Below are 24,371 nucleotides of genomic sequence, written 5' to 3' on the forward strand. Positions count from 1 at the left end.
ACCATGAAGGACGACATGCGAACCGAGATCAACAACTGTTTGGAAGTCCTAGCCGAGGGCGGATTAATTATTTACCCCACCGACACTATTTGGGGCATTGGTTGTGACGCTACCAATGAAGCGGCGGTTGCCAAAGTATACGCCCTTAAAAAAAGGGTGAACACCAAAAGTATGATCTGTTTGGTGGCGAACGATTTTATGCTGGAACAACACATCACCAAGGTACCCGATCTGGCCTACGACCTTATGGACCTGGCTACTAAGCCAACGACCATTGTTTATGAGGCGCCCAAGGGAGTTGCCAAGAATTTAATTGCGGGAGATAACACCCTGGGGGTTCGGGTAGCCACGGATAATTTTTGCCAAAACCTCATCAAGAGATTTAAAAAACCCATTGTTTCTACCTCTGCCAATATTTCTGGGGAAGCTAGTCCCACTTGCTTCGCAGAAATCTCGGAGGAGATTTTAAAAGGTGTGGACTATATAGTAAATTTGGAGCGCGATATAAATAAGACTACCCCATCCTCCATTATCCTCCTAGGAAATGATGGTACGGTTAAAGTGATCAGAGAATAATGACGAAGACAAACCTAGAAGCGGCCATAGACAATCCTATTTTCACCACCATTTCCAATGTAGCCAAGGAGCTTTCCATGGACGCCTATGTGATTGGGGGATATGTTAGGGACCACCTTTTAAATAGAGGAACACCTAAGGACATCGATATCGTTGCTATTGGGAGCGGGATAACCCTAGCGAAGCAGGTAGCGTCCCAATTGCAGGGAAGTACGGACGTTTCCGTATTCAAGAATTTTGGCACGGCGATGATCAAATACAAGGATATTGAGATCGAATTTGTTGGGGCCAGAAAGGAAAGTTATCACCGGGATAGCAGAAAACCAGTAGTAGAGGACGGTAGCTTGGAAGACGATCAAAAACGACGGGATTTCACTATCAATGCATTGGCAATTAGCCTAAACCCCCACGACTATGGGCAGCTATTGGACCCCTTTGACGGGATAGGGGATTTGAAAAGAAAACTAATCAGAACCCCCTTGGATCCCAGTATCACCTACTCGGACGATCCCTTACGGATGATGCGGGCCATTAGATTTGCTACCCAATTAAATTTCACTATCCATCCAGAATCATTGGATGCCATTACCAATAACAAGGATCGTATAAAGATTATATCCAAGGAGCGGATTGTGGATGAGCTGAATAAGATTTTAGCCAGTGAAAAACCTTCTATCGGATTTACGCTCCTTCACAAAACGGGGCTCCTTAAATACATCCTTCCAGAACTGTTGGCTTTGGAAGGCATAGAAGAAGTAGAGGGTCAACGCCATAAGGACAACTTTTGGCATACCTTGGAAGTGGTAGACAATATAGCGGAGAACACGGATAATCTTTGGTTGCGTTGGGCCGCCCTATTGCACGATATTGGTAAGGCACCCACCAAAAGATTCGATAAAAAAGCCGGGTGGACCTTTCACGCCCACGAATTTGTAGGCGCCAAAATGGTCTACAAAATCTTTAAACGCCTTAGAATGCCCTTGAACGATAAAATGAAATTCGTTCAAAAAATGGTACTTATGAGCTCTAGGCCCATTGTACTTTCCGAGGACTTTGTAACCGACTCCGCTGTAAGGCGACTAATTTTTGATGCCGGGGAATACGTAGAGGACCTAATGACCTTGTGCGAAGCGGATATTACTACCAAAAATCCCAAGAAACAACGGAAATACAAGAACAATTTTAAAATTGTCCGTCAGAAAATTGTAGAGGTAGAGGCCCGTGATCATGTTAGAAACTTTCAGCCCCCTATCAGCGGGGAAGAAATCATGGCCACTTTTAACCTAAAACCCTCCAGGGAAATAGGAATCATAAAAGAAGTGATTAAAGAAGCCATCTTGGAAGGGGAAATCCCCAACAATTATGACGATGCCTATGCCCTAATGCTAAAAAAGGGAAAGGAAATGGGACTGGTTGCCAAGTAAACAATTATAGCATTGTAGACTGCCTTAACTTTTATAGGATAAAAAATAAGGCATCCATATAAGAACCGTAAATTTGAGAAACATTTTCAATCTTTCAAATGCAAAATAACTTTATAAAAATTGCCAAGATCGCTTTAGTGTTGGTCTATCTCGTTATTATAGCTGGGGCTGTAGTAAGAATGACGGGAAGTGGTATGGGCTGTCCGGATTGGCCTAAATGTTTTGGATATTATATTCCTCCTACGGAACAATCGGAACTGGAATGGCAGCCGCAACGGGAGTTTAAAAAAGGGCAGGTCATTATTGTGGATGAAACCCTTCAGGTGGCCAAGTCCGACTTTACTACTTCGGACACATTTGACGCAGAAAATTGGTCCCTTTACACAAAACACGATTATGCCGTATTTAATCCAACTCATACCTGGGTAGAATTTATCAATAGGCTCTTTGGGGCCTTAGCAGGACTGGGAACCTTGGTTATGGGAATAGCCTCCTTTGGCTATTGGAAACGAAACAAAAAGATCACCATTCTCTCATGGGCGGTAGTCTTTGGGATGGGCTTTCAAGCTTGGTTGGGCGCTACAGTAGTATACTCTGTACTGGCCCCAGCAAAAATCACCATCCACATGGTAATGGCATTGGTAATAGTAGCGGCAATACTCTACATAATACATACGGCCAGTGAAAGGGACCAGACCCATAAGGCAGACAAAATGGCCAAAAACCTGATTTTAATTACCCTAATCGCTACCCTTCTACAGGTAGTATTTGGAACACAGGTAAGACAGTTTGTTGATGAACAGATTATGATGTACGGAGACAATGCACCGGAATTGTGGCTGCAATCTCCCGATCTATTTTTCTATATTCACCGATCCTTCTCGATCCTCGTGGTACTGCTAAACCTGTACCTCGCGTATAGAATTACGAAATTTAATTTGGGATACTCCAAAATTTACTGGGTATTGTTAATGTTGCTGATTGAAGTGATCAGCGGTCTGGCCATGTATTTTTGGGATTTCCCCTTCTCTACCCAAGCTATACACTTAGTAATGGCCGCCCTCCTTTTTGGATTTCAATCCTATTTGGCTTTGGAAGTCATAAATGCTTTTAAAACGAGGAAAACTTCGTAACTTTGCCTCCACAAAAAAAGGACGAAATGATATATAAAATAAGGATCATTCTAGATGCGGATAAGGATATCTTTAGAGACTTGGAAGTAGAGGCATCTACCACCTTGGAGGAATTTCATGACGCTATTACCCAATCTTTTGGGTTTTTAGGGAATGAAATGGCATCCTTCTACACCTGTGACGAGGAATGGAACCAGGATGAGGAAATTGCCTTGTTTGACATGAGCGAAAGTGGAAGTGATGTTCGGCTGATGAGTGAGGTATTGCTGAGCGATGTGGTTACAGAAGCAAATCCTAAACTTATCTACGTGTACGACTTCTTGAGCATGTGGACCTTTTTTGTGGAATTGGCCGATACTACCGAAAAGATAGACGGACAATCCTACCCAAATATCTTGTTTAGTTTTGGTGAAATACCAGATTCCCCACCAGAAAAAAAGTTTGAGGCTGACGAAAGCGAGTTTGATTTTGACAATACCTTAGACAACTACGAAGACTTGGATTTTGATGAGAATTGGAATTAATTTTTCACTTTTACATTTACTTTACCCCTACCATATAAACTAAAGGGGCATGGGGCCATGGCCACCTAACAATCCCAAATCAATAATGTTAATTTCATGATCAACTTATATACTACGCAGATTGAAACGATTTCCATACATCGTGTGGGAAACAAAAACAAAAGTGAAGGTGTATTTTTATCGGAGGAGCCCTTTGCTCTGAACGATGAGACTACCGGGCTATTAAAAGAATATTTTTTTAAGCCCTTTAGGGAAAAGGAGGAGAATTACTTTCATTTTTACAATGAGGTAGATTTGGAATTCAACGAACTCTACAATGTGGTAGATGCTATTTTCAAGAACCCGAATACCCTCCATGAAAATTCTAAAAAGGTAGCCAATCACCTCTTTGAGCAATCTAATCACCCTCATATTAAAAGTGGGGAACTCTATGTTACCTACCTTACGGATGTGATGTTAGACAATGTTAAGATGGATGCCGTTGGTATATTTAAGAGTGAATTGAAACACGATTTCTTACAATTCGAAGAAAATGGTGCCAACCTGGATATATTGGTACAACAGGGGATCAACATCAACAAGTTGGATAAAGGTTGCTTGGTCTTTAACACCGAAAGGGAAGCTGGGTATAAAATACTATCCGTAGATAGTAACCGCTACGATGCCAAATACTGGCTGGAAAACTTCTTGGACGTAGAAGCCTTATCGGATGACAACTTTAAGACAAAGAACTACTTGAAGTTCTGCCAGAGCTTTGCCAAAGACGTAGTATTACCGGCCGAGGATAAACAACAAGAGGTTCTTTTTATGAATAGGGCTGTAAACCATTTTGCTAAAAATGATACTTTTGAGGAGACCAACTTCCTGAACGAGGTAATGGAAAACCCGGAACTTATTCCAGAGTTTAAGCACTATAAGGAAGAAAAAGGCCCTAAATATAGCATAGACGATGTCGCTTCCTTTGATATTGTGAACAAAGCCGTATCCGATGCGCGAAAGAAAATAAAGAATGTCATTAATCTAGATACCAACATCCAGATTAAACTAGATTTCATCAATCCAGAATCTGCGGAAAAATTTGTGGAAAAAGGATGGGACGAAGAACGTCAGATGTACTACTACCTAGTATATTTTAACAAAGAACAAAAGAATTAAGCATCAATAATAAAGAAGGGAAGTTTAAACGCTTCCCTTTTTCATTTTTACCACCCAATAAAATTCCTTCATAAAAAATAAACAAACGTCCTTATAGTTTTATTTTATTCTCCAAAATTTGCTTCATACTTACATCCTCGTAATTCCTTTTAACAAAATCTAAAGCCAAGGACAGCACCTCTCCCATAGACTTACAGTTTTTAAAGGCAATATCGCCAGTAAGTTCGTGGATATGTTGGGACAAGGCTTCAATATTTTCTGGATTGGAGATTTTGTCAGACTTGCTAATGGCGATGAGTCGCTTAATCCTGTTACCCGAACTCAAAATTCGCTTCGCAACAATAGAGCGCTCCTCAATTTTGTATTGATCCACAGAATTTCGCTGTAGCTTGTCTTTTACCAACATCACCATTGAATAGTTTTCCTTAAAAAACTGCGGACGGTACACCTTCAACTTACCCTCATAGCATTGCTGGTCAAAATCAATTGCCCGTATCTTGTAGACTACATGGTCAAAATCGTGCGTAGGCACAATGACATAGTTATACGAACGCATATCCCCTAGGAGTCGGATCATACAACGTTCATTGAACTTTACAAACTCTTTTGCCAACTGGGATTTTTCCGATTCCGTACACTTGGGTAAAAATTCCTTGATAAAGACATCTCCCGGAATTCCGGAAATATGCTCTTCAATTAAGGTGTCTTTATACACCAAAAAGTTTAGGTTATAGGGAGATAACATATGCTCTAGCTCCAGCCCATAAATTCTGGATGCATCGGTTTTTTTCACGTAAAAATAGGTGTAGTTATCGTTCAGCACGTTCCTTACCTTGATCCTAAAGGGTTTGGTATTCCCAAAAGTACAATAGTCTACCGCATCCACATTAAGGAAGGGAAAGATACTATCACTACCGTCGGAGTGAAGAATGGAATACACTTTCTTTAGACTACTGTCTATTTCCTTCCTATCGAACTCATTGTAATAGACCCTCACCCAAAGCGTATCCTCATCATTGGCGTCGTAAACCACTACAGAGCCCGCAAACCTAAGCAGATCATCATAGAAAATAGGAATTTCGGTTTTCCTACTATAATGCGCTAAGTATGCGTCCAGTTTATCATTGACCGGGAACGGCGGCTTTTTCTTAGACATCAATTTTTCGGACATAGGTGTTAATTTAATAAAGTATTCAAAAGTATATACTGAGTTGGTTTATGTGATTTTATCCAATATACATATCCTAGCACGCAATAAAAATTTAAAAATCATAAAAACGGGATACCCAAGCTTACTTTTCTTGGACTTTGGAGGCCCCAATAGCCAAAATTTCTCCTTTTAATTAGGCTGTTGATCGTTAAAACAACGCCTTGAATTCTAGGGATCATCTTTGGAAAAAGCTGTTCCCAAGCAAACGTACCCTCCATAATAATGGCATAATGTCTTTAGGCAACAGAAACTGCACCCTTCACAACATTTCCTACAAGTTGGCACATTTCCTTGATATATTTGAAGTTGGCCCACCTACATCCAATGGTAAATAAATTTTGTTTTGATGAAGATTAAGAAGATACTTTTGATAATTATCTATAGTTTTTTGGCCCTCCCTGCTATGGGACAATTGAGCGATTTACATTATCTGCCACCCTTGAAACAAGGAAGTAATCATCAAGCTATTAGAGAACAGGCGATATATTTCTCCACTCCGGAAACCAATCCCTTTGGCGTTGCTATTTATCGCGGAACCAACACTACCCCCATTCACACCTTTACCCTATCCAACGCCGCTCCTGTAACCTATTATCTTACAGACGGGGATAATAACATTACCCTGGTGGACAATGACAACACGGGGGTAGTACTCACCAATAGCGGATTGCGAATAGAATCTAGGGGAGAAAAATTCTATGCCAATTACAGGGGAAGTTCCCAGCATCAAGCAACCTCCCTTACGAGCAAAGGCCGGCAAGCCATGGGCACCAAATTTAAATGGGGTGGTATCCCCAATAGGGGACATCAAACAACTTTAAGCAGCACCTTAGGAATGATGGCTACCGAAGACAATACCACCATTAAAATTTATGGTTACCACCCCAATTCCGAATTTCGATTACAAGGCAACGTAGGGGGTATTACTTCTGATACATATACTGTATCCCTTAATAAAAATGAATCCTTTGTACTGGAAGCATACAAAGGAACCACAAACCTCAATGTAGATGGTTGGTTGGGAGCCACCATTGAATCCGATAAAAATATCGTAATCAGCAACGGGGGCCTCAACGTGGGAATTAATCCTGGCAGCGGGTCTAGGGATGCTGGAATAGATCAACCCGTCCCCGAGAACAGAATAGGCAAAGAATACGTATTTATAAGGGGAAATGGGGTGGATGCAACTGAAAAACCAATTATTATAGGTACTCAAAATAATACAGCAATTTTTGTAAACGGTTCGGCCACCCCGATTGCTACCATCAATAATGGGGATTATTTTGAGATTGACGGTAGCCATTATAATAGCGGCTCTGCAGGAGGAAATATGTTTGTACGGACCTCCAAGGACGCCTATGCCTACCAGTTATTAGCAGGCGCTTCTGGAATTCAAACGATTGGATTAAACTTTGTTGCTCCTGTTAACTGCCTATTACCAGACAATCTTAATAATATTCCAAGTGTTCGGGATGCGGCAGGCACCACGATGAACGGAGGTGTTTCCATTATCGCCTCCACTTCTACCCCGGAAGAAAATATTAAAGTCACCGATGGAGCTGGGCCTGTAACGCTCCCAGCCGCCAATCCGGTCCTCGGATCCCCAGACTGGAAAACGTATTATGTATCCGGTCTTAGCGGGAACGTTGCCGTACAATCTACTGGCCCTATTGCTGTTGGTTTTGTTGGCTATAGCGGTAACAAAGGAATAGGCGGTTATTATTCCGGTTTTGATACCGTCCCTTCGGTAGATTTGCAGATCGTAGGAGGTGGCTGCTTACCGGGGGCGGCCATTGAGGTGGTAGATGCCAATTTTGACGCCTATCAATGGTATGAAAGTGGAGAAGCCATCCCTGGGGCAATACTCCCATTCCATACACCCACCAAAGCCGGGGATTATTATGTAAAGGTAACCAAGGGAGGATGTACGTATGATTCCCAACCGATTGCCGTCTATTACTGTTTACCGGATATTATTATTAAAAAGAGGGCCAGCAGGGCCTCCATTTTGGAAGGCGATACCTTCACCTATACCATAACGGTAGAATCCATGGGCGTGGATCCGGTTACCAATTTAGTAGTTACGGATAACCTCCCGGCCGGATTGACCTTAATTTCTGCAAGTCCGAGTGTGGGAAGCTGGTCCGCCCCCTATTGGAATATTGGAACCATCAATGCTGGGGAACTGGTGCGATTGGATTTGGAAGTAAGCACGGATGAACTCCCCTATAATTCTACCATCACTTCCTATACCAATACCGCCACCCACACCCAAGATCAGTTGGATAGCAATACGACTCAGGACACCCCAACTGCCACCGTAGACATTGCAAACAACGAAATCACCCTGACAAAAAAGGTATTGCCTGCCCCAGACGGGGCGTATGATACACTGGGTGAGGTAATGACGTACGAACTGGTGGTTACCAACCATGGTCCAAACATCTTAACCGATATAAGTATAACCGACCCCATCGCCGATCCGGGCTCTATAAATCCGGCCTCCTTGGCATCGCTAAGCCCTGGAGAAAAAGCCACCTTCACCCTAACCCATACCATTACCCAAGCTGACCTCCAAGCCCATCAAGTGATCAATAGCGCAACGGCATATGGTAGTTTACCCAACGATTTTGTCATTTCGGACGAATCGGACGACCCGGACAATCCCACTAATTTTGATAGCAATGGGGACGGGGAACCTGACGATCCTACAGTAACCCCTTTAAAAAATCCGAGAAACGTACTTACCAACCGGAGGATCACTTTTAGAGTAAAACCATAGGCAGAAATAGGCTAGATTCCTTAAAATTGTAACAAAACCATCAGTTGCTCGTCAAGTAGGTACGAACAACTCCAAAAACAACCAACTTGGAAACAATTTTAACTGTTAACAACCTAACCAAAAAATTTGGTTTCCTTACCGCCGTTAAAGACCTCTCCTTCACTATAGAAAAGGGGAATGTCTACGGTATTCTAGGCCCTAACGGAAGTGGGAAGTCTACCACCCTGGGCATTGTATTGAACGTAGTAAACCGCAGTGCAGGCAGCTTCTCTTGGTTTAACGGCAGTCTTTCTACGCATGAAGCCTTAAAGAAGGTGGGAGCTATTATAGAACGCCCCAATTTTTATCCCTATATGACGGCCGTTCAAAATTTGAAACTGGTCTGTAAAATAAAAGAAGTATCGCCCGATAAGATAGGGGAGAAATTAGAATTAGTAGGACTATTGGATCGGAAAGACAGTAAGTTCCGTACCTACTCCTTGGGGATGAAGCAACGCTTGGCCATTGCCTCTGCCCTACTAAACGATCCTGAAATTCTTATTCTGGATGAACCAACCAACGGATTAGATCCGCAGGGAATTCATCAAATTCGCGAGATTATAAAGAAAATTGCCTCCCAAGGTACCACCATATTACTAGCCTCCCATTTGTTGGATGAAGTTGAAAAAGTTTGCAGCCACGTGGTCATTCTAAGAAAAGGGGAGAAACTATATTCGGGACCTGTAGAAGACATGCTTGCCAGTCACGGATTTTTCGAATTACAAACTGAACACACCGATGCCTTACTCGACTTTTTAGAGAAACAGGCCATTTTTGGTGCCGTAAAGCAAGAAAATGGCGTGATTAAAGTAATCTTAAAGGAAGAAATGGATGCAAAAACCTTGAATGAGCAGTTGTTTGCAAAGGGAATAGTACTCTCCCATTTAGTGAAACGAAAAGAGAGCTTGGAAGAACAATTCCTCACCCTTACCAACAACATTCAAAAACCAGCTTAACCCTACTTTAATTATGTTGCGACTTTTACAAATAGAGTTTATAAAACTATGGAACAACCGAGCCAGTAAAGTACTGATCATCTCCTACTTCACCCTCTTGTTATGTATGGCACTGATAGCGGCTATAAAATTTGATATTGGCCCCATACAATTCCATATGGCCGAGCAGGGGATTTTTAACTTTCCCTATATATGGCACTTAAACACCTGGATTGCTGGTGGATTAAAGCTATTTTTTGCCATCGTTATTGTTTCCATGATGGCCAATGAATACAGCAATAAAACCATAAAGCAAAATTTAATAGACGGACTTAGCAAGAAAGAATTTATTGCCTCCAAGTTTCTTACGGTATTTACGTTCTCCCTAATATCTACCTTATTCGTATTTCTGATCTCCCTGACACTGGGGCTTATTTACTCCGATTTCACCGAACTCTCCATCGTATTTTCCGATTTGGAATACCTATTGGCCTATTTCGTAAAACTTTTGGGATTCTTTTCTTTCTGTCTTTTTTTAGGCATCCTAGTAAAGCGATCGGCTTTTGCCTTGGGATTCTTGATTGTCTGGTATGCCATAGAGAATTTAGCCCTCCGTTTTCTGGTATGGTGGTTTGCCGGGCAGGAAGCTTCAGCCACATTTATGAAGTACCTCCCGCTGGAATCCATGTCTAACCTAATTAAGGAACCTGTAACCCGCTTTAAGGCGGTACAGAGCATGGTGGCACAGGTAGGGGAAGAGCTTAATAAAAATTACAATGTCCATTTTTATGAACTACTGATAGTACTATTGTGGACAGCCATTTTCATCTACCTATCCTATGCCTTATTAAAAAAACGGGATTTATAGGGAATACACTCCTTAAATGCTTCTAAAGAGTACTATTTGAACAGTTACATCCTCTACGCCTGCGCAATTTTTAAGCGCTGACCGGTACAATCTTAAATTCTACCTAAAGCGTCCATGGGATTGGGCGCCTTTTCGTATTTTTAAAAAATGAAATTTAAAGTTGTTTCGGAGTTTAAACCGACAGGAGATCAGCCTACAGCAATCAAGGAATTACAGGAAGGCTTGGAGTCCAATGTCCGGTATCAAACCCTATTGGGGGTTACCGGTTCTGGAAAGACCTTTACTGTTGCAAATGTTGTGGAAGCGGTACAGCGCCCAACCTTAGTACTTGCCCATAACAAAACCTTGGCGGCACAATTGTACTCGGAGTTCAAGCAATTTTTCCCAGAGAATGCCGTGGAGTATTTTGTTTCCTATTACGATTACTATCAGCCTGAAGCCTATATTCCCACTAGCGGGACCTATATAGAAAAAGATTTATCCATTAATGAGGATATAGAAAGATTACGGTTAAGTACTACCTCCTCCCTACTCTCGGGAAGACGGGACGTACTGGTAGTAGCCTCCGTTTCCTGTTTATATGGAATAGGAAATCCGGTGGAATTTAAAAAGAACGTGATCCACGTACATCAAGATCAGGTAATTTCACGGACCAAACTTTTGCATCAGTTGGTACAGAGTCTTTATTCTAGGACTACTGCCGATTTTAAGAATGGTAATTTTAGGGTAAAGGGCGATGTGGTGGATATATTTCCCAGTTACGCCGACCATGCTTTTAGGATTCATTTCTTTGGGGACGAGATTGAAGAAATAGAAGCCTTTGATCCTTTAAAGAACAAGATACTAGAAAAGTATGATCAATTGACCATCTACCCTGCCAATATGTTTGTTACCTCCCCGGATGTACTACAGAATGCCATTCACCAGATTCAAGAGGATATGGTGAAGCAGGTGGATTATTTTAAGGAAATTGGTAAGCCCCTTGAGGCCAAACGACTGGAGGAACGCACCAATTTTGATTTGGAGATGATTCGTGAACTGGGGTATTGCTCCGGCATTGAGAACTACTCCCGCTATTTGGACGGCCGGTTACCAGGGACCCGTCCCTTCTGCTTGTTGGATTATTTCCCGGACGATTATTTAATGGTGGTGGATGAAAGCCACGTAACCATTCCACAGGTACACGCCATGTATGGGGGCGACCGATCCCGGAAAGAAAATTTAGTGGATTACGGATTTAGGCTCCCTGCTGCCATGGACAACCGCCCCTTGAAATTTGAAGAGTTTGAAGCACTTCAAAATCAGGTGATCTATGTAAGTGCCACCCCTGCAGATTATGAGTTGGAATTAAGTCAGGGTGTTTACGTAGAACAGGTAATACGCCCTACTGGATTGTTGGATCCTATTATTGAAGTGCGCCCTAGTTTAAACCAGATTGATGACCTTATTGAGGAGATCCAAGTCCGCGTAGAAAAGGACGAGCGGACCTTAGTAACGACCTTGACCAAACGGATGGCCGAGGAACTAGCAAAATACCTGACCAGAATAAATGTACGGTGTAGGTATATACACAGTGATGTAGATACCTTGGAGCGGGTAGAAATAATGCAGGACCTACGTAAGGGTATCTTTGATGTCCTTATTGGTGTAAACCTATTGAGAGAGGGACTGGATCTACCGGAAGTATCTTTGGTAGCTATCTTGGACGCTGACAAGGAAGGGTTTTTACGAAGTGCCCGATCCCTGACCCAAACCGTGGGAAGAGCGGCAAGACACTTAGATGGCAAGGCTATTATGTATGCGGACAAGATTACCAAAAGCATGCAACAGACCATAGACGAGACCAACTACCGCAGGGAAAAACAGACCAATTACAATACGAAGCACAACATCACTCCTACTGCTTTGAATAAAAGTTTGGACAGTGTACTCGCGAAAAATTCGGTCTCTACCTATCACTTTGAAAAGGAGGAAATAAGAGCTGCGGAACCTGATATGATGTATCTAACCCCTCCTCAAAAGGAAAAGATGATCAAGGAAAAGCGCAAGGCGATGGAAAAAGCTGCTAAGGAGCTGGACTTTATGCAGGCTGCTAAATTGCGGGACGAGATTAAAGCCTTGCAAGAACAGGAGTAATTAATTCCTTATACCTTTAAATCCATAAGGGGGATTATTTATTTATATATTGATTGGAGGGAAAAGCGTGGAGCCGCAAAAAAAATCAGGTCGATTCTTTTGCGGCTCCCTGCTACCTACGTTTTATGATTGCATTTATGCGGTCTCCGTTCGTAGAATTTTTTCCATTTTCCGTCCTCTGGCCAGTTCATCTACCAACTTATCCAAATAGCGCACCTGTTTTGTTAGTGAATTATCGATTTCCTCGATACGATACCCACAGATCACCCCTTTAATAAGATGGGCGTTGGGGTTTAGCGCTGCCTTATCAAAAAATTCTTTAAAATTGAGTTTCCCGTCGATTGCTTCCTGGATTTTAGCCTCATCATAACCGGTGAGCCAGGTAATTACCTGATGTAATTCTTCCTTAGTCCTATCTTTTTTCTCCACTTTGGTTACATAATGTGGGTAAACCGAGGCAAAAGTCATTTTTGCAATACGCTCATTGTGTTCTGGGGTAACTTTCATTTACTATAATATTTAATGTTTTATGTAACTAATTTTTCAAAAAATCATAGGCTCCCTTACGGAGGGATATACCATACTCCAAATAGGCTTTCATACAGGCAAGAAAATTTGCCCAACCTCCCGTATTATCTATGAGCCATTCCATGTTCTTTTCGTTAAGCTCCTTTCCGTTCTCGGACACACGAACCACCGTGCTATGGTCTGGTTGCGGCTCCAACACAATTTTCACCACAGTAGCTGGATCCCAGACAAAGGATACAGAACTATTGGGTTTTACCTCGATATCACTTAGGGGAAAGGTCTCATCGAACTCGGGGAACTTCCAAACTATTTCCTCTTCAGAATCTAAGCGACCACTACTTTCGGAGATGAAGTATTGGGTCATTTGTGCTGGGTTCACAATACTCTCAAACACTTCTTCTACCGGCTTCTGAATTTGAATGAATGCTTTAGATATAAGTTTCATGTGTATCTATTTTAAATTATAATTCGTTGGCTGCTATTTCCCTAAAAGTAAAGATACTTTGTTTACCGATGAAACATGGCGGACTTCCCTAAAATTTAATGCTCGAATATGGCTTGGAGCTAGTTACTCACCCCTTAACTCCCCCATCCCTGGTCGCAAATTCCTTTACCGAGCATAGTTGCAGCTTAAATTTATCTAGGGTGGTTTTCATATCAATTTCGCTTCCGCTCACCACGCCCAAGGTTAAGGCTGCAATAGATTCGGCCAAGGGGTCTTGGGCCCCCTCCTTTTGTGCTCTAAGGGCTTCTTCCGGCACAAATTGAAGCTCAAACTTCTTTTTTTTAGTTTCCTCAAATATGGTTACCACCTCTAGCGGACTCAATGCCTTAGGACCTCCAAGCAAAATTGACTTATTATGCGCGGCTGCATTATCTAGGGCTGCTACTGCAAAAGAGGCGACATCCTTTAAAGAAATCCAGGAAATCTTTTTCTTGCCTTCCCCAAATATGGTGGCTTTGGCATTGGCCGCATCAAAACCCACCAGCGGACTTAACCATACCTCCATAAAATAGGTGGGTTGTAAAATAGTATAATTTAGACCACTATTTTCTAGCTGCCTTTCCACCCTTCGCTTGGCATTTTGCAATGGAAATTGCCCTGGCATTTCGCTAAAAGAAACATAGATAAACCGTTCAACACTCACATCAGCGGCTGCCTTAATAAGGTTTATTTGTCCGTCCTCATCCACAGTTTTAATGGTATCCCCTTCTTTTCTGGAATGCGTGGAGGAAACCGTAGAAATGACGGCATTAACCCCTTGTAAAGCACTATCTAAGGAATCCCTATCCTTTAGATCGCCCTTTACTGTTACCACCCCCATTTTCTCTAAGTGTGCTACCTTATTAGAATCCGAGGTATTGCGAATCAAGCCTTTCACCTTCCAATTCCCAGCGATTAATTGACGGCAGACCTCACTGCCCAAGAAACCAGTAGCCCCGGCTACCAAAACCACCGAAGAATTATCAATGCTGTTCATATTATTGAATTTAAAGATTCTAGACCAGTATGCTGCCTAAAGTGCTACTCAAAAAAAAACACCCCTTTGAGTATAACAAACAGTAACACTACACCACAAGGACTTGGTGGGTTAACTTCCTTTTGGGCTTGGCATATCCATATCTGACTACCAACTGTTCATCGCCGCTATTACATTTGAAGGAACTTAATTCCCACAATACTTAAAGTTACTAAAAAAATGCGGTTTTTTAAACCCGTTTAAATCCAAACCAATAAACTACTATTCAAATATTTAGGACAGTTTAAAAATCAATAAAAACAAGTGCAAAGAACCTATAGACCAACAGTTGTAGCTTTTCGTGGAAATCATTTATTCTCCCTCAAAAAAATCATTATCCAATTCTTTTACCTCATATACTGTTTTCACTTGCACCCCGACATTGTATTGATGCATTAGGTCTACTAATTTAGGTCCGTCAATTAGAATTATAGTATGATGGGCTTCTCTTGCTTTCTGAATGGCAGAATTGTCAAAGGTTGAAGTTGTTATAAAAACTCCTTTACTCGTATCCCCACTCATTGCCCCTATGAAATTACGAATATCTTTTTCACGCACTTTGTTTTCATTATATCGCTTCGCTTGAGTATAAATTTTTTCGAGTCCGAGTTTGTCTTTATTTATAATACCATCAATACCTCCATCACCAGACTTTGATGTTTCAATAAAATCTCCATAACCCATTCTTTTTAAAAGAATAAGAATTACTTTTTCAAAGTAATAAGGATCAATTTCTTTCAGTTTTTCTAATAGCTCAGTTTTAACCTCAGTTTCAATTGTAGAGAACCCAGAATCTATTAGATCTTGAGGCGATGCATTGTCTACATTTACTGAATCAAATTCAACTTCTTCGTCTTTTTTACTTTGTACAGATTTTCTATGCTTAACAAAATCCTTATCATTTTGAAGTTGCCTTAGCGACAAACTACCTGTCTCCAAAATTTGCTTACCCTTCTCCGTAATTTGGACCAGTCCCCTTTTCGGATATGAAACAAACTTCCCCATTTTGAGGTATGATTTTCCCCATGAAATCCTATCTAGTAATACATTGGATCCTGAACTGGTTTTTTTGTTTAACAGTTTGTCTGATAAATCCGAATAATATTTGTCACGTACACGAATTGACAACTCTCTACTTTTAATGGATTCTTCATAATTTAAAATTTCTAATATCGGCACGAAAGTTTCATGATATTTAGGTAGTTCCATTTATCCTTAATTTGCTCTAATTATACACAATCACCTCATTAGTCTACCAAGAATGTTATTATTCTATCTTGTAGGAGTTTATTGTAAAAATCTAATATAATCCTTTTAAGTTAAGACCTAAAATGCGGCTTATTTTTCCCGTTAATAATTTCTAAACACCGCTTCCTTTAATTCAAAATTAAAAACACAAAATACATCTGCCCTTTCTAGAGCTGACTGCAAAACAATACCAATCCTACCACAACTAACTTTTATCTTTCCCTAGACCTCATTTATTCGTATCTTATGGTTTCCTGCAGGAAATTGGTTTCTTGGAGGAAAGCTATAGCTTGTTTGTTCTTCCCCTTCTGGAACTTTGTCAACTAATTAAAAAATGTACGATTATGGCCGTCATCATGTATGTAGATTTTCCACATAAGGAAGTGTGGGGAAAAGAAATGGCAATTCAAATGAACGATCTTGCCCAAAGTATTACCAAGGAACCCGGTTTTGTTTGGAAATTCTGGACCGAAAATCAAAAAGAAAATATGGCAGGAGGCGTCTATATGTTCGACACTCGAGAAAATGCCGAGAACTATCTAAAAATGCACACCGAACGCTTAAAGAAATTTGGGTATTCTGATATTAAAGGAGGGGTGTTCGAAATAAACGAAGCGCTTTCCAAACTATGCAAGGCACCGCTCTAAACAGCTAGTCGAGCGTCTTAAACTTAACAATTCTGTTCTGTAATTAAGTACAGATACGGAATATAAAGAGGGGCTGCAGCCCCTCTTTAATACTTTGTTCCCCTATTAATCAATAGCTTCAGCGATAAAAGCTAGTAAAAATTAGTAGTGCCCTACTCCTCTTTAATTTTAGCGTACACCAAATTATCCAGTGAAATTTTACCGGCACCTAATAGGCCTATAACCACATAAACCGTTGCGTAGAAGAGGGGCAGTTCCTGCCTCCCAAATCCATCAGTGGCATGGACTATAAACGCAGCTACTAACATAGTGATGAGTAATGGTAGGGTGGCAAAGCGAGTTCCCAAGCCCAGAATTAGGAGCAAGGAACAGAACACTTCGGAAAAAACGGTAAGCGCTAGGGACACCGTTGCTCCTAACCCAATGGGATCTGGAAACTGAATGGGGTCACTACCAAATAAGGCGGATAATTTCCCCATACCATGGGTCAACATGAACACCCCTGCGGCCAGACGGAGCAATAATATTGCATAACTTATCGTATTGGAGGTCTCCCCGGGATTAAAGATTTTTTTGATCATTGGTGATTTATTTAAAATTTATAGGTTGATGGTGGATAGTACATATTATTGTAAAATCCAGATGGCCCCGTTTTTTGTGTTCCATTTATCTAACTTTCCACTATCTGAAAGCGCATTCAACATTTCCTCACTTTCTATTCTTGGCGCACCGGATAGCACGGAATACTCTTTTGCTGTTAGTGTGGGATATTTAGAGAATAGTGTTTCCCAGTTTTTACTGTATTCACTTTTTGAAATATTCGGATTCAGTTTAAGAATGGCCGCTTCGTAAAGGGCGTAGGGTTTTGATCCATATACCAATTCTTTATTTCCAGCATCATCCAAAAAGTAGATAGTAGGGAATCCTCTTACCCCATAATCCCTTGCCACTTTTAAATCCTCTTCAAACAAGGATTTGGCCTTGCCTTCAAAATCGACTTTTAATTGGGTCACATCCAGTCCTACGCTAGTTGCGGCAGTAGCCATGTGCTCCCATTTAGCAAGATTCTTTTTCTTTAGGAACATCATTTCCCTCATCTCCCTCATAAATAGCACGGCCTTCTCTTCATCCTGTAATTGCGCTGCCTTAAAAGCAATGGAAGGTGGGTAGGACGAGTTTAAGGGGTCTTCTAACCACAGATCCCCATCTATGGGCATATCGTAATAAACACTCACCTCATCCCAGTGTGAAGCAACATCGGAGGGCTTACTGATACCTCCACTATTGTAACTCCAATTTGGTAATAAGCCACCCATTCTGTATTCAATCTCTAGCTGATTTCCATATTCCAATTTCAGTTTTCTCAATTGGGGCTCAATCCCCCAACAAGAAGAACAAATTGGATCGGTAAAATAAACCAACTTAATTTTTTTATTGGTAGCGGCAGGGGTTGAATCGGAAGCCTCTTGAACTTCATTAGTCGTTACCTCACACATTCCCGTTTCTATATCGCATAAAAGCGGATTATTTTTTGATGTTTCGTTACTCATATCTTTTGATTTTTCCCAATAAAGCGGTAAAACCCTAATGGATGATTCGTTTAATAATTTTAAGGATTGATTTTAACTGATATTTTTAATCGACATTGTATTCCTTTTCTTGTCAGTAGGGCCCTTTGTGACTACAGTTGAATTTCCCTCCTCATTGGATACACTCCTTTTTCATTTTTAATCACAGGCAAAGATACGGGGAATAAGCTGTATATTTGATACGCATTTCCTTTTGGGAAGTAGTTTCCTATAGGGAACTACCCTTGGTAGTAGCACCTTCATATTTAACACAAAAAAAACTATGAGAAAGAAAGCAGTCATAAACAACTCCCCGGTTTGTCAGGTTAGAATGCAGGCCATTAGCGACACCATGAGTATTTTATCTGGCAAGTGGAAGTTCCATATACTGGGCACCCTCATAGAGGGCGATAAGTTAGGCTTCATGGATTTACTACGCGAGGTGAAGGGCATTGGCACCAAAATGCTCTCCAAGGAACTCCAGGACCTGGAAATGAACCAGTTGGTGAGTCGCACCGTCATGAACACCAAGCCCATCACGGTAGAATATTCTATCACCAAGTATGGTAAAACCCTGTCGCCCTTAATAGACGAAATGGCAAAATGGGGAATTGAGTATAGGCAATCTATGATTGATGCCGAACGCGACTAAGGCATTAAAACGCTTCTGAGTTCTATTGCAAAAACCTAATTGCATCTCACGGAAAACTTGAGGCTGCTATAACAATGGAAGGCGCCTTAATAATATAAAGCGCCTTCCTTCACTAACCAACCAAACTATGAAAATTACCCTGTAGCCAGGGACTTCTTCCTATCTTTAAGAGATGGTAATTGCCCTTTTAGGTTTCGGCATGGCCTCCTCCTTTTTAGGCAGTTCAAACTTTAAAATTCCGTCTTCGTACTTAGCATCAATCTTGTCCGGATTTACACTTTCGGGCAAGCTAAACACACGCCTAAAGGAATTATAAGAGAACTCCCTTCTGGTGTAATTATCCTCTTCCTTACTGTCTTCAGTTTTCACTTCCGAGGAAATAGTAAGTACGTCATTATCGATCTCAATATTGAAATCTTCTTTATTTCTACCAGGAATGGCCATTTCTAACTCAAACCCAGTTTCAGTTTCTTTTACGTTTACGGCTGGCATTGAATCTCTTACACTATCCATACCGCCAAACCAATCTTGTCTTAAAAATTCATTCATTAAAGACGGAAAAACGATGTTATTTCTTTTTACTATACTCATAATTATCAATTTTTTTTGTTCAACTTTCTTTTGTTCATAAGGTGAAATGCAAAACGCATACCAGTACTAAATTCATGACGTTTTGACCGATTTGACGCGGCTTAAGGTGTCATTTCGTCATCTTTATGCGTTATTACCCGCTATTTCTTGGCAAAAAGGATCCAACCCACCTCCAAATCCACCTACCCTTGTTCTATGAGCCACTCCAGAATCAAACGGCTTACCCTCCCCATATTTCATTTATAAAACAACTTACCTAACCTCCTATTTTTCGTTAACGCAAACCTCCCTCTCTCGCAAGCAATTAATTTAATAGGGCCGGTAAGGGGTTTAAATTTCAAATGCCCCATATAAACCGATTTAGCCGCCGTAAAAAAGGGAGTAGATAGTCATTGGGTTTAAATTTTGTAATATCTTGCCAAAAAATAATAGTATGACCAATAACGATATTCTAAAAAAGTTACGGGTAGCCCTAAAACTTCGAAATGACGAGATTGTAGATATTTTACAACTGGTAGATTTTAAAATATCCAAAAGCGAACTGGGCGCTTTCTTCAGAAAGGAAGACCACCCCAACTATGTAGAATGTGGCGATCAAATTCTGCGGAATTTTCTAAACGGATTGGTCATTCACTACAGGGGCACCAAGGACAACCCCAAGGACACTGAAATTAGCTTACCCAAACCGGCAAAATCAACATCGGCAAAGCCCAAAACTCAAAAAGCCTCAGCGCCAGCTTCATTTAAGGGCAAGTACAAGAAGAAGCCTACTCCGGACATCAGCCCGGTTAAATACAAGAACAAAAAAAAGTCCTGAGTGTTATTCAGGACTTTTTCTAACAACTTACCGCATTAACTCTTGACCTCGACGGGAATCTTATAGGTTTCCCCAATCTCCAATTCGGTGCATTTTACCTTTTCGTAATTCAGCCTACTTTTTATATAGGCATCTAACGCCTCTTCATTGGTCATTACTGAGAGTACTACAATTTCTTTTTCGGTATTCACCGTAAAGTAAACCACAGCGCTCATGTCCTCTTCCATTAGACTTAGAGGCACATTACGGGTTAAAAGCTCGTTAATCTGTTGGGTTAACCCCTTGGGAGACTCCTCCTCCAAACCACTATTGGCAAAGACACTCCCTACAGAAAATAGCATTACAGCTACAAGAATTAAATTTAGTTTTTTCATGATGCTCGTTTTTTAGATTGATGAACTAATAAATAATGTATTGATGAGATACACCTAAAAGACGGGCAACTTTAAACATTGTTACGCTCATATCCATTTTTAACAAGCTTTTAACATTGGAAGCAGAAAACAAAAAAAAAGGCAGCTCCCATCGGGAACCGCCTTTTAACTATCAAAAATAATATATCCTTAGGCCAAAACCTCTTTCACCTTATCGGCAGCCTCTTGGAACTGAACGGCAGCGTGAACGGCCAATCCAGAGTTATCCAAGATTTCCTTCGCCAATTCGGCATTGGTCCCTTGCAATCTAACAATAATTGGAACTTTAATGGCATCGCCCATATTCTTATAAGCATCTACCACTCCTTGCGCTACTCTATCGCAACGTACAATTCCTCCAAAAATATTAATAAGGATACATTTAACGGCCGGATCCTTAAGGATGATCCTAAAGGCTTCTTCAACCCTTTTAGCATCTGCAGTACCACCAACGTCCAAGAAGTTGGCAGGCTCACCACCAGCCATTTTAATCAAGTCCATGGTAGCCATCGCCAAACCGGCTCCGTTCACCATACATCCCACGTTTCCGTCCAAGTCCACGTAGTTAAGTCCAACAGCCCTTGCCTCTACCTCGATTGGATTCTCCTCGCGAAGATCCCTCATTTCGGCATATTGCTTTCTTCTATATAACGCATTGTCATCTATAGAAACCTTAGCATCCACAGCCATGATCTTATCGTCCGACGTTTTAAGCACTGGGTTAATCTCGAACATACTTGCATCACTTTCTATATACGCTTTGTACAAGTTGGATACAAACTTGGTCATTTCCTTAAATGCCGTTCCAGACAACCCTAGGTTGAAAGCTATCTTTCTAGCTTGGAAAGGAAGCAATCCGGTTGCCGGATCAATTTCCTCCGTAAAAATAAGGTGTGGAGTCTTTTCTGCCACTTCCTCTATATCCATCCCACCTTCGGTGGAATACATTACCATGTTTCTTCCTGTACCTCTATTAAGCAAAACGGACATATAGAATTCACTCGTTTCACTATCCCCTGGATAGTAAACATCTTCTGCCACTAAAACCTTATGTACCTTTTTTCCTTCGGCCGAAGTTTGTGGAGTTATCAGGTTCATTCCAATAATGTTCCCTGCAATCTCCTCGACCTCGCGTAAGTTCTTGGCCAGTTTTACACCGCCACCTTTACCGCGACCTCCAGCATGGACCTGAGCCTTTATTACATGCCATCCGGTCCCTGTCTCCTGCGTTAACTGCTTGGCGGCCTCTACTGCCTCCTTAGCATTATGTGCAACTACTCCGCGTTGGATACGCACTCCAAAGCTTGCTAAAATCTCTTTTCCCTGATATTCGTGAAGGTTCATAAATTATAGGTATCTATTTGTTACGTTGCAAAAATAGGAAACCCAATGGATTTACCCTAATTAAATAAAATAGAAAGCTAAAACCTTATCACACAGGACGAAATAAGCTACATCTCCCCATAAAAGGAGGTGGTTTTTAGAAATGGCCACTAGCCCATCAGCATTTTTTTGGCGTCCGAATTATAATTTAAAGTTTTTGAAGTCTAACGGATCAAAACTTTTAAAATGCCCGTTCATCCCAATCATTTCCTTTGCCCTATCTACCTGCTCCAAAACTTGGATTATGTTGTGCAAATGGTGTTTTAGCAAAAGAAGCTGCTCACTCTCATACGCCATCTGCAATAAAAGATATTCCTGAGAAAGGGACAATCCTACTTTGTGAACCCAAACATGGAGGTCTAGTTGCTGGGTGTCATGCACCAATACAGAAGCCCCCATAGATTGATACAAGCTCACCACCAGCTGCAATACCTCTCCAATAAGTGCTACCTCCCCATCTTTATGGTAGTCTAGATAAGAAACTTCACCCCCTGCATATTTCTTGGAGGCCATGTTATTTTGAAAAGATAGGATCTTAAAAACTCGTTGAGCCTTGCAGACAATATCCATTTCCCCATTGGGATAGGTTTTACTGATGCCCTCTAGCCGCATTTCGGTCCCAAATGCAATCTTCCCATCTATATAGGCCGGCACCCCAAAAACCCCGCTACCTATACTAATATCCCCGATCAACGCTTTATAACGATCTTCAAAAATATGTAGGTGAACCGTTTCTCCTGGAAAAAATACCGCCTGTAAAGGAAACATTGGTAACCACATAGTCTAATAAGTTTAAACCCTAACATCAGCAACAGCTAGCCACGAAAGCAATCAAGCTTCTTTTTTTGTTGCAAATACAACATTGTGTTACATATTTCTAATAATCCTTTTTATTTTTGCTATCAAACAATAAGTAGTATAGATTTGTATAAAATTCAGATAAAATGCAACGAACTGATCTATTAAAGATAGCAAAAACATTTGGTGATCCGGTGTATGTTTATGATTCGGAAAAAATTATTTCCCAATACCACCGATTGACGAATGCATTTAAGGGTGTAAAGAAGTTACAACTTAATTATGCGGCCAAGGCTCTTTCCAATATTACCATTTTAAGGTTAATGAACAGTTTGGGCAGTGGTCTAGACACCGTATCTATACAAGAGGTACAACTAGGCTTGTTGGCCGGGTTTAAACCCAACGACATTATTTACACGCCCAACGGCGTGTCTTTAGAAGAGATTGAAGAAGCCGCTAAGCTAGGGGTACGTATCAATATTGACAATTTATCTATCTTAGAACAGTTCGGTAGTAAGCACCCAAATATTCCCGTTTGTATTAGGATAAATCCACACGTTATGGCCGGGGGCAACTCTAACATATCCGTTGGGCATATCGACTCTAAATTTGGGATCAGCATTCACCAAATTCCGCATTTGCTACGCATTGTAGAGCTGACCAAAATGAACGTGAATGGGATTCACATGCACACAGGAAGCGATATATTGGATATAGACGTATTTTTATACGCTTCTGAGATCTTGTTTGAAACCGCAAAAAACTTTAAGAATCTAGATTTTATAGATTTTGGAAGCGGTTTTAAAGTACCTTATAAGAAAGGGGATATAGAAACCAATATTGAGGAGTTGGGCACCAAATTAACGAATCGCTTTAATTCCTTCTGCAAGGAATATGGTAAGGAGCTTACCTTGGCCTTTGAGCCAGGAAAATTTTTGGTGAGCGAGGCGGGTGTTTTCTTAGCCAAGGTAAATGTGGTTAAACAAACCACCTCTACGGTGTTTGCCAGTGTAGATTCTGGCTTCAACCACTTAATAAGACCCATGCTTTATGGTGCTACCCACTTTATAGAGAATATCTCCAATCCGGACGGACGCGAACGTTATTATTCTGTAGTGGGTTATATATGTGAGACCGATACCTTTGCTAGCAATAAGAGAATTAAGGAAATTGCAGAAGGTGATATACTTTGCTTTAGAAATGCGGGTGCCTATTGTTTTACCATGGCCAGCAACTACAATTCTCGTTACAGACCAGCAGAAGTGCTTTGGCACAATGGCGAAGCTATCCTAATTAGGGAAAGGGAAACGTTTGAAGATTTGGTACGCAACCAGATAGACGCAAAAGATCTATTTAGCCCCGCAAAAGAAAAAGCGGTTGCAAAATAAATCGGTCCAAATAGCGTTAGGTTTTCAATGCTAATG

24 protein-coding genes are annotated in these 24,371 nt (G+C 41.1%); 13 read left to right on the plus strand and 11 right to left on the minus strand.

Annotation, left to right across the window (positions count from 1 at the left end; translation table 11 throughout):
* Window positions 1-3 precede the first annotated feature (3 nt).
* The 5 genes from F1E73_RS00795 (at window position 4) to F1E73_RS00815 (ending at window position 4,812) form a co-directional block, all read left to right on the plus strand.
* Window positions 4-576 (plus strand): L-threonylcarbamoyladenylate synthase, encoded by a 573-nt coding sequence (locus F1E73_RS00795; RefSeq protein ID WP_223883321.1) that lies wholly within the window; start codon window positions 4-6, stop codon window positions 574-576.
* Entirely contained in the window at window positions 576-2,000 is a 1,425-nt protein-coding gene (locus F1E73_RS00800; protein ID WP_086477170.1) for a CCA tRNA nucleotidyltransferase, read from the plus strand. Before F1E73_RS00795 ends, F1E73_RS00800 begins: the two co-directional genes overlap by 1 nt.
* 98 nt (window positions 2,001-2,098) lie before the next feature.
* Window positions 2,099-3,133, plus strand: coding sequence for a COX15/CtaA family protein (locus F1E73_RS00805; protein ID WP_150450851.1), 1,035 nt, complete (start codon window positions 2,099-2,101; stop codon window positions 3,131-3,133).
* 26 nt (window positions 3,134-3,159) lie between these two features.
* Window positions 3,160-3,657 (plus strand): IS1096 element passenger TnpR family protein, encoded by a 498-nt coding sequence (locus F1E73_RS00810; RefSeq protein WP_086477308.1) that lies wholly within the window; start codon window positions 3,160-3,162, stop codon window positions 3,655-3,657.
* Between the two features lie 96 nt (window positions 3,658-3,753).
* Window positions 3,754-4,812 carry a nucleoid-associated protein gene (locus F1E73_RS00815; protein ID WP_150450852.1) on the plus strand — a complete coding sequence of 353 codons (1,059 nt, stop codon included), beginning with the start codon at window positions 3,754-3,756 and terminating at the stop codon, window positions 4,810-4,812.
* Between the two features lie 91 nt (window positions 4,813-4,903).
* Here the strand turns inward: F1E73_RS00815 and F1E73_RS00820 are convergent, their stop codons facing one another.
* Window positions 4,904-5,983, minus strand: a complete 1,080-nt coding sequence (locus F1E73_RS00820) for a hypothetical protein (RefSeq protein WP_086477167.1) — start codon at window positions 5,981-5,983, stop codon at window positions 4,904-4,906.
* 385 nt (window positions 5,984-6,368) lie between these two features.
* Here F1E73_RS00820 and F1E73_RS00825 point away from each other — a divergent pair, with 385 nt between their 5' ends.
* From F1E73_RS00825 to uvrB, 4 genes are all read left to right on the plus strand, one after another.
* Window positions 6,369-8,804, plus strand: coding sequence for a DUF11 domain-containing protein (locus F1E73_RS00825; protein ID WP_150450853.1), 2,436 nt, complete (start codon window positions 6,369-6,371; stop codon window positions 8,802-8,804).
* An 86-nt stretch (window positions 8,805-8,890) separates the two neighbouring features.
* Window positions 8,891-9,799 carry an ABC transporter ATP-binding protein gene (locus F1E73_RS00830; RefSeq protein WP_150450854.1) on the plus strand — a complete coding sequence of 303 codons (909 nt, stop codon included), beginning with the start codon at window positions 8,891-8,893 and terminating at the stop codon, window positions 9,797-9,799.
* Between the two features lie 13 nt (window positions 9,800-9,812).
* A complete protein-coding gene (locus F1E73_RS00835) occupies window positions 9,813-10,646 on the plus strand; it encodes an ABC transporter permease (protein WP_150450855.1) in 834 nt (277 codons plus the stop codon).
* Window positions 10,647-10,793: 147 nt separating this feature from the next.
* The gene (gene uvrB / locus F1E73_RS00840) at window positions 10,794-12,782 is read left to right on the plus strand and encodes an excinuclease ABC subunit UvrB (protein WP_150450856.1); all 1,989 of its coding nucleotides are present in this window, start codon (window positions 10,794-10,796) and stop codon (window positions 12,780-12,782) included.
* A gap of 135 nt (window positions 12,783-12,917) precedes the next feature.
* Here the strand turns inward: uvrB and F1E73_RS00845 are convergent, their stop codons facing one another.
* The 4 genes from F1E73_RS00845 to F1E73_RS00860 form a co-directional block, all read right to left on the minus strand.
* Window positions 12,918-13,289: a DUF2200 domain-containing protein gene (locus tag F1E73_RS00845; RefSeq protein WP_086477163.1), complete on the minus strand. Its 372-nt coding sequence runs from the start codon at window positions 13,287-13,289 to the stop codon at window positions 12,918-12,920.
* A 28-nt stretch (window positions 13,290-13,317) separates the two neighbouring features.
* Window positions 13,318-13,755, minus strand: coding sequence for an SRPBCC domain-containing protein (locus F1E73_RS00850; protein WP_086477162.1), 438 nt, complete (start codon window positions 13,753-13,755; stop codon window positions 13,318-13,320).
* 127 nt (window positions 13,756-13,882) lie between these two features.
* Window positions 13,883-14,791, minus strand: a complete 909-nt coding sequence (locus F1E73_RS00855; RefSeq protein WP_223883322.1) for an SDR family oxidoreductase — start codon at window positions 14,789-14,791, stop codon at window positions 13,883-13,885.
* A 351-nt stretch (window positions 14,792-15,142) separates the two neighbouring features.
* Window positions 15,143-16,039 (minus strand): restriction endonuclease, encoded by an 897-nt coding sequence (locus F1E73_RS00860; protein WP_150450857.1) that lies wholly within the window; start codon window positions 16,037-16,039, stop codon window positions 15,143-15,145.
* A 383-nt stretch (window positions 16,040-16,422) separates the two neighbouring features.
* On the opposite strand from F1E73_RS00860, the gene F1E73_RS00865 reads away from it, so the two are divergent.
* Entirely contained in the window at window positions 16,423-16,725 is a 303-nt protein-coding gene (locus tag F1E73_RS00865; protein ID WP_086477160.1) for a monooxygenase, read from the plus strand.
* Window positions 16,726-16,877: 152 nt separating this feature from the next.
* On the opposite strand, the gene F1E73_RS00870 is transcribed toward F1E73_RS00865, so the two are convergent.
* Window positions 16,878-17,306 (minus strand): DoxX family protein, encoded by a 429-nt coding sequence (locus tag F1E73_RS00870; protein WP_086477159.1) that lies wholly within the window; start codon window positions 17,304-17,306, stop codon window positions 16,878-16,880.
* 45 nt (window positions 17,307-17,351) lie between these two features.
* Window positions 17,352-18,275 (minus strand): ClpXP adapter SpxH family protein, encoded by a 924-nt coding sequence (locus F1E73_RS00875; protein ID WP_086477158.1) that lies wholly within the window; start codon window positions 18,273-18,275, stop codon window positions 17,352-17,354.
* Window positions 18,276-18,576: 301 nt separating this feature from the next.
* Between F1E73_RS00875 and F1E73_RS00880 the strand changes: the two genes are divergently transcribed.
* Window positions 18,577-18,945: a winged helix-turn-helix transcriptional regulator gene (locus F1E73_RS00880; protein WP_086477157.1), complete on the plus strand. Its 369-nt coding sequence runs from the start codon at window positions 18,577-18,579 to the stop codon at window positions 18,943-18,945.
* Window positions 18,946-19,110: 165 nt separating this feature from the next.
* On the opposite strand, the gene F1E73_RS00885 is transcribed toward F1E73_RS00880, so the two are convergent.
* Window positions 19,111-19,536: an Hsp20/alpha crystallin family protein gene (locus F1E73_RS00885; protein WP_150450858.1), complete on the minus strand. Its 426-nt coding sequence runs from the start codon at window positions 19,534-19,536 to the stop codon at window positions 19,111-19,113.
* A gap of 433 nt (window positions 19,537-19,969) precedes the next feature.
* Here F1E73_RS00885 and F1E73_RS00890 point away from each other — a divergent pair, with 433 nt between their 5' ends.
* Window positions 19,970-20,353 carry a DUF1456 family protein gene (locus F1E73_RS00890; RefSeq protein WP_086477155.1) on the plus strand — a complete coding sequence of 128 codons (384 nt, stop codon included), beginning with the start codon at window positions 19,970-19,972 and terminating at the stop codon, window positions 20,351-20,353.
* A gap of 35 nt (window positions 20,354-20,388) precedes the next feature.
* Here the strand turns inward: F1E73_RS00890 and F1E73_RS00895 are convergent, their stop codons facing one another.
* The 3 genes from F1E73_RS00895 to F1E73_RS00905 form a co-directional block, all read right to left on the minus strand.
* A complete protein-coding gene (locus F1E73_RS00895) occupies window positions 20,389-20,727 on the minus strand; it encodes a hypothetical protein (protein ID WP_086477154.1) in 339 nt (112 codons plus the stop codon).
* A 189-nt stretch (window positions 20,728-20,916) separates the two neighbouring features.
* Complete coding sequence (gene sucC, locus F1E73_RS00900; protein ID WP_086477153.1) at window positions 20,917-22,110, minus strand: ADP-forming succinate--CoA ligase subunit beta; 1,194 nt, start codon at window positions 22,108-22,110, stop codon at window positions 20,917-20,919.
* Between the two features lie 180 nt (window positions 22,111-22,290).
* The gene (locus F1E73_RS00905) at window positions 22,291-22,929 is read right to left on the minus strand and encodes an LON peptidase substrate-binding domain-containing protein (protein ID WP_150450859.1); all 639 of its coding nucleotides are present in this window, start codon (window positions 22,927-22,929) and stop codon (window positions 22,291-22,293) included.
* A gap of 164 nt (window positions 22,930-23,093) precedes the next feature.
* Between F1E73_RS00905 and lysA the strand changes: the two genes are divergently transcribed.
* Window positions 23,094-24,335, plus strand: coding sequence for a diaminopimelate decarboxylase (gene lysA, locus F1E73_RS00910; protein ID WP_086477151.1), 1,242 nt, complete (start codon window positions 23,094-23,096; stop codon window positions 24,333-24,335).
* The last annotated feature ends 36 nt before the right edge of the window (window positions 24,336-24,371 follow it).

Origin of the sequence: Arenibacter lacus, from assembly GCF_008711145.1 — a bacterium.
GTDB lineage: Bacteria > Bacteroidota > Bacteroidia > Flavobacteriales > Flavobacteriaceae > Arenibacter > Arenibacter amylolyticus.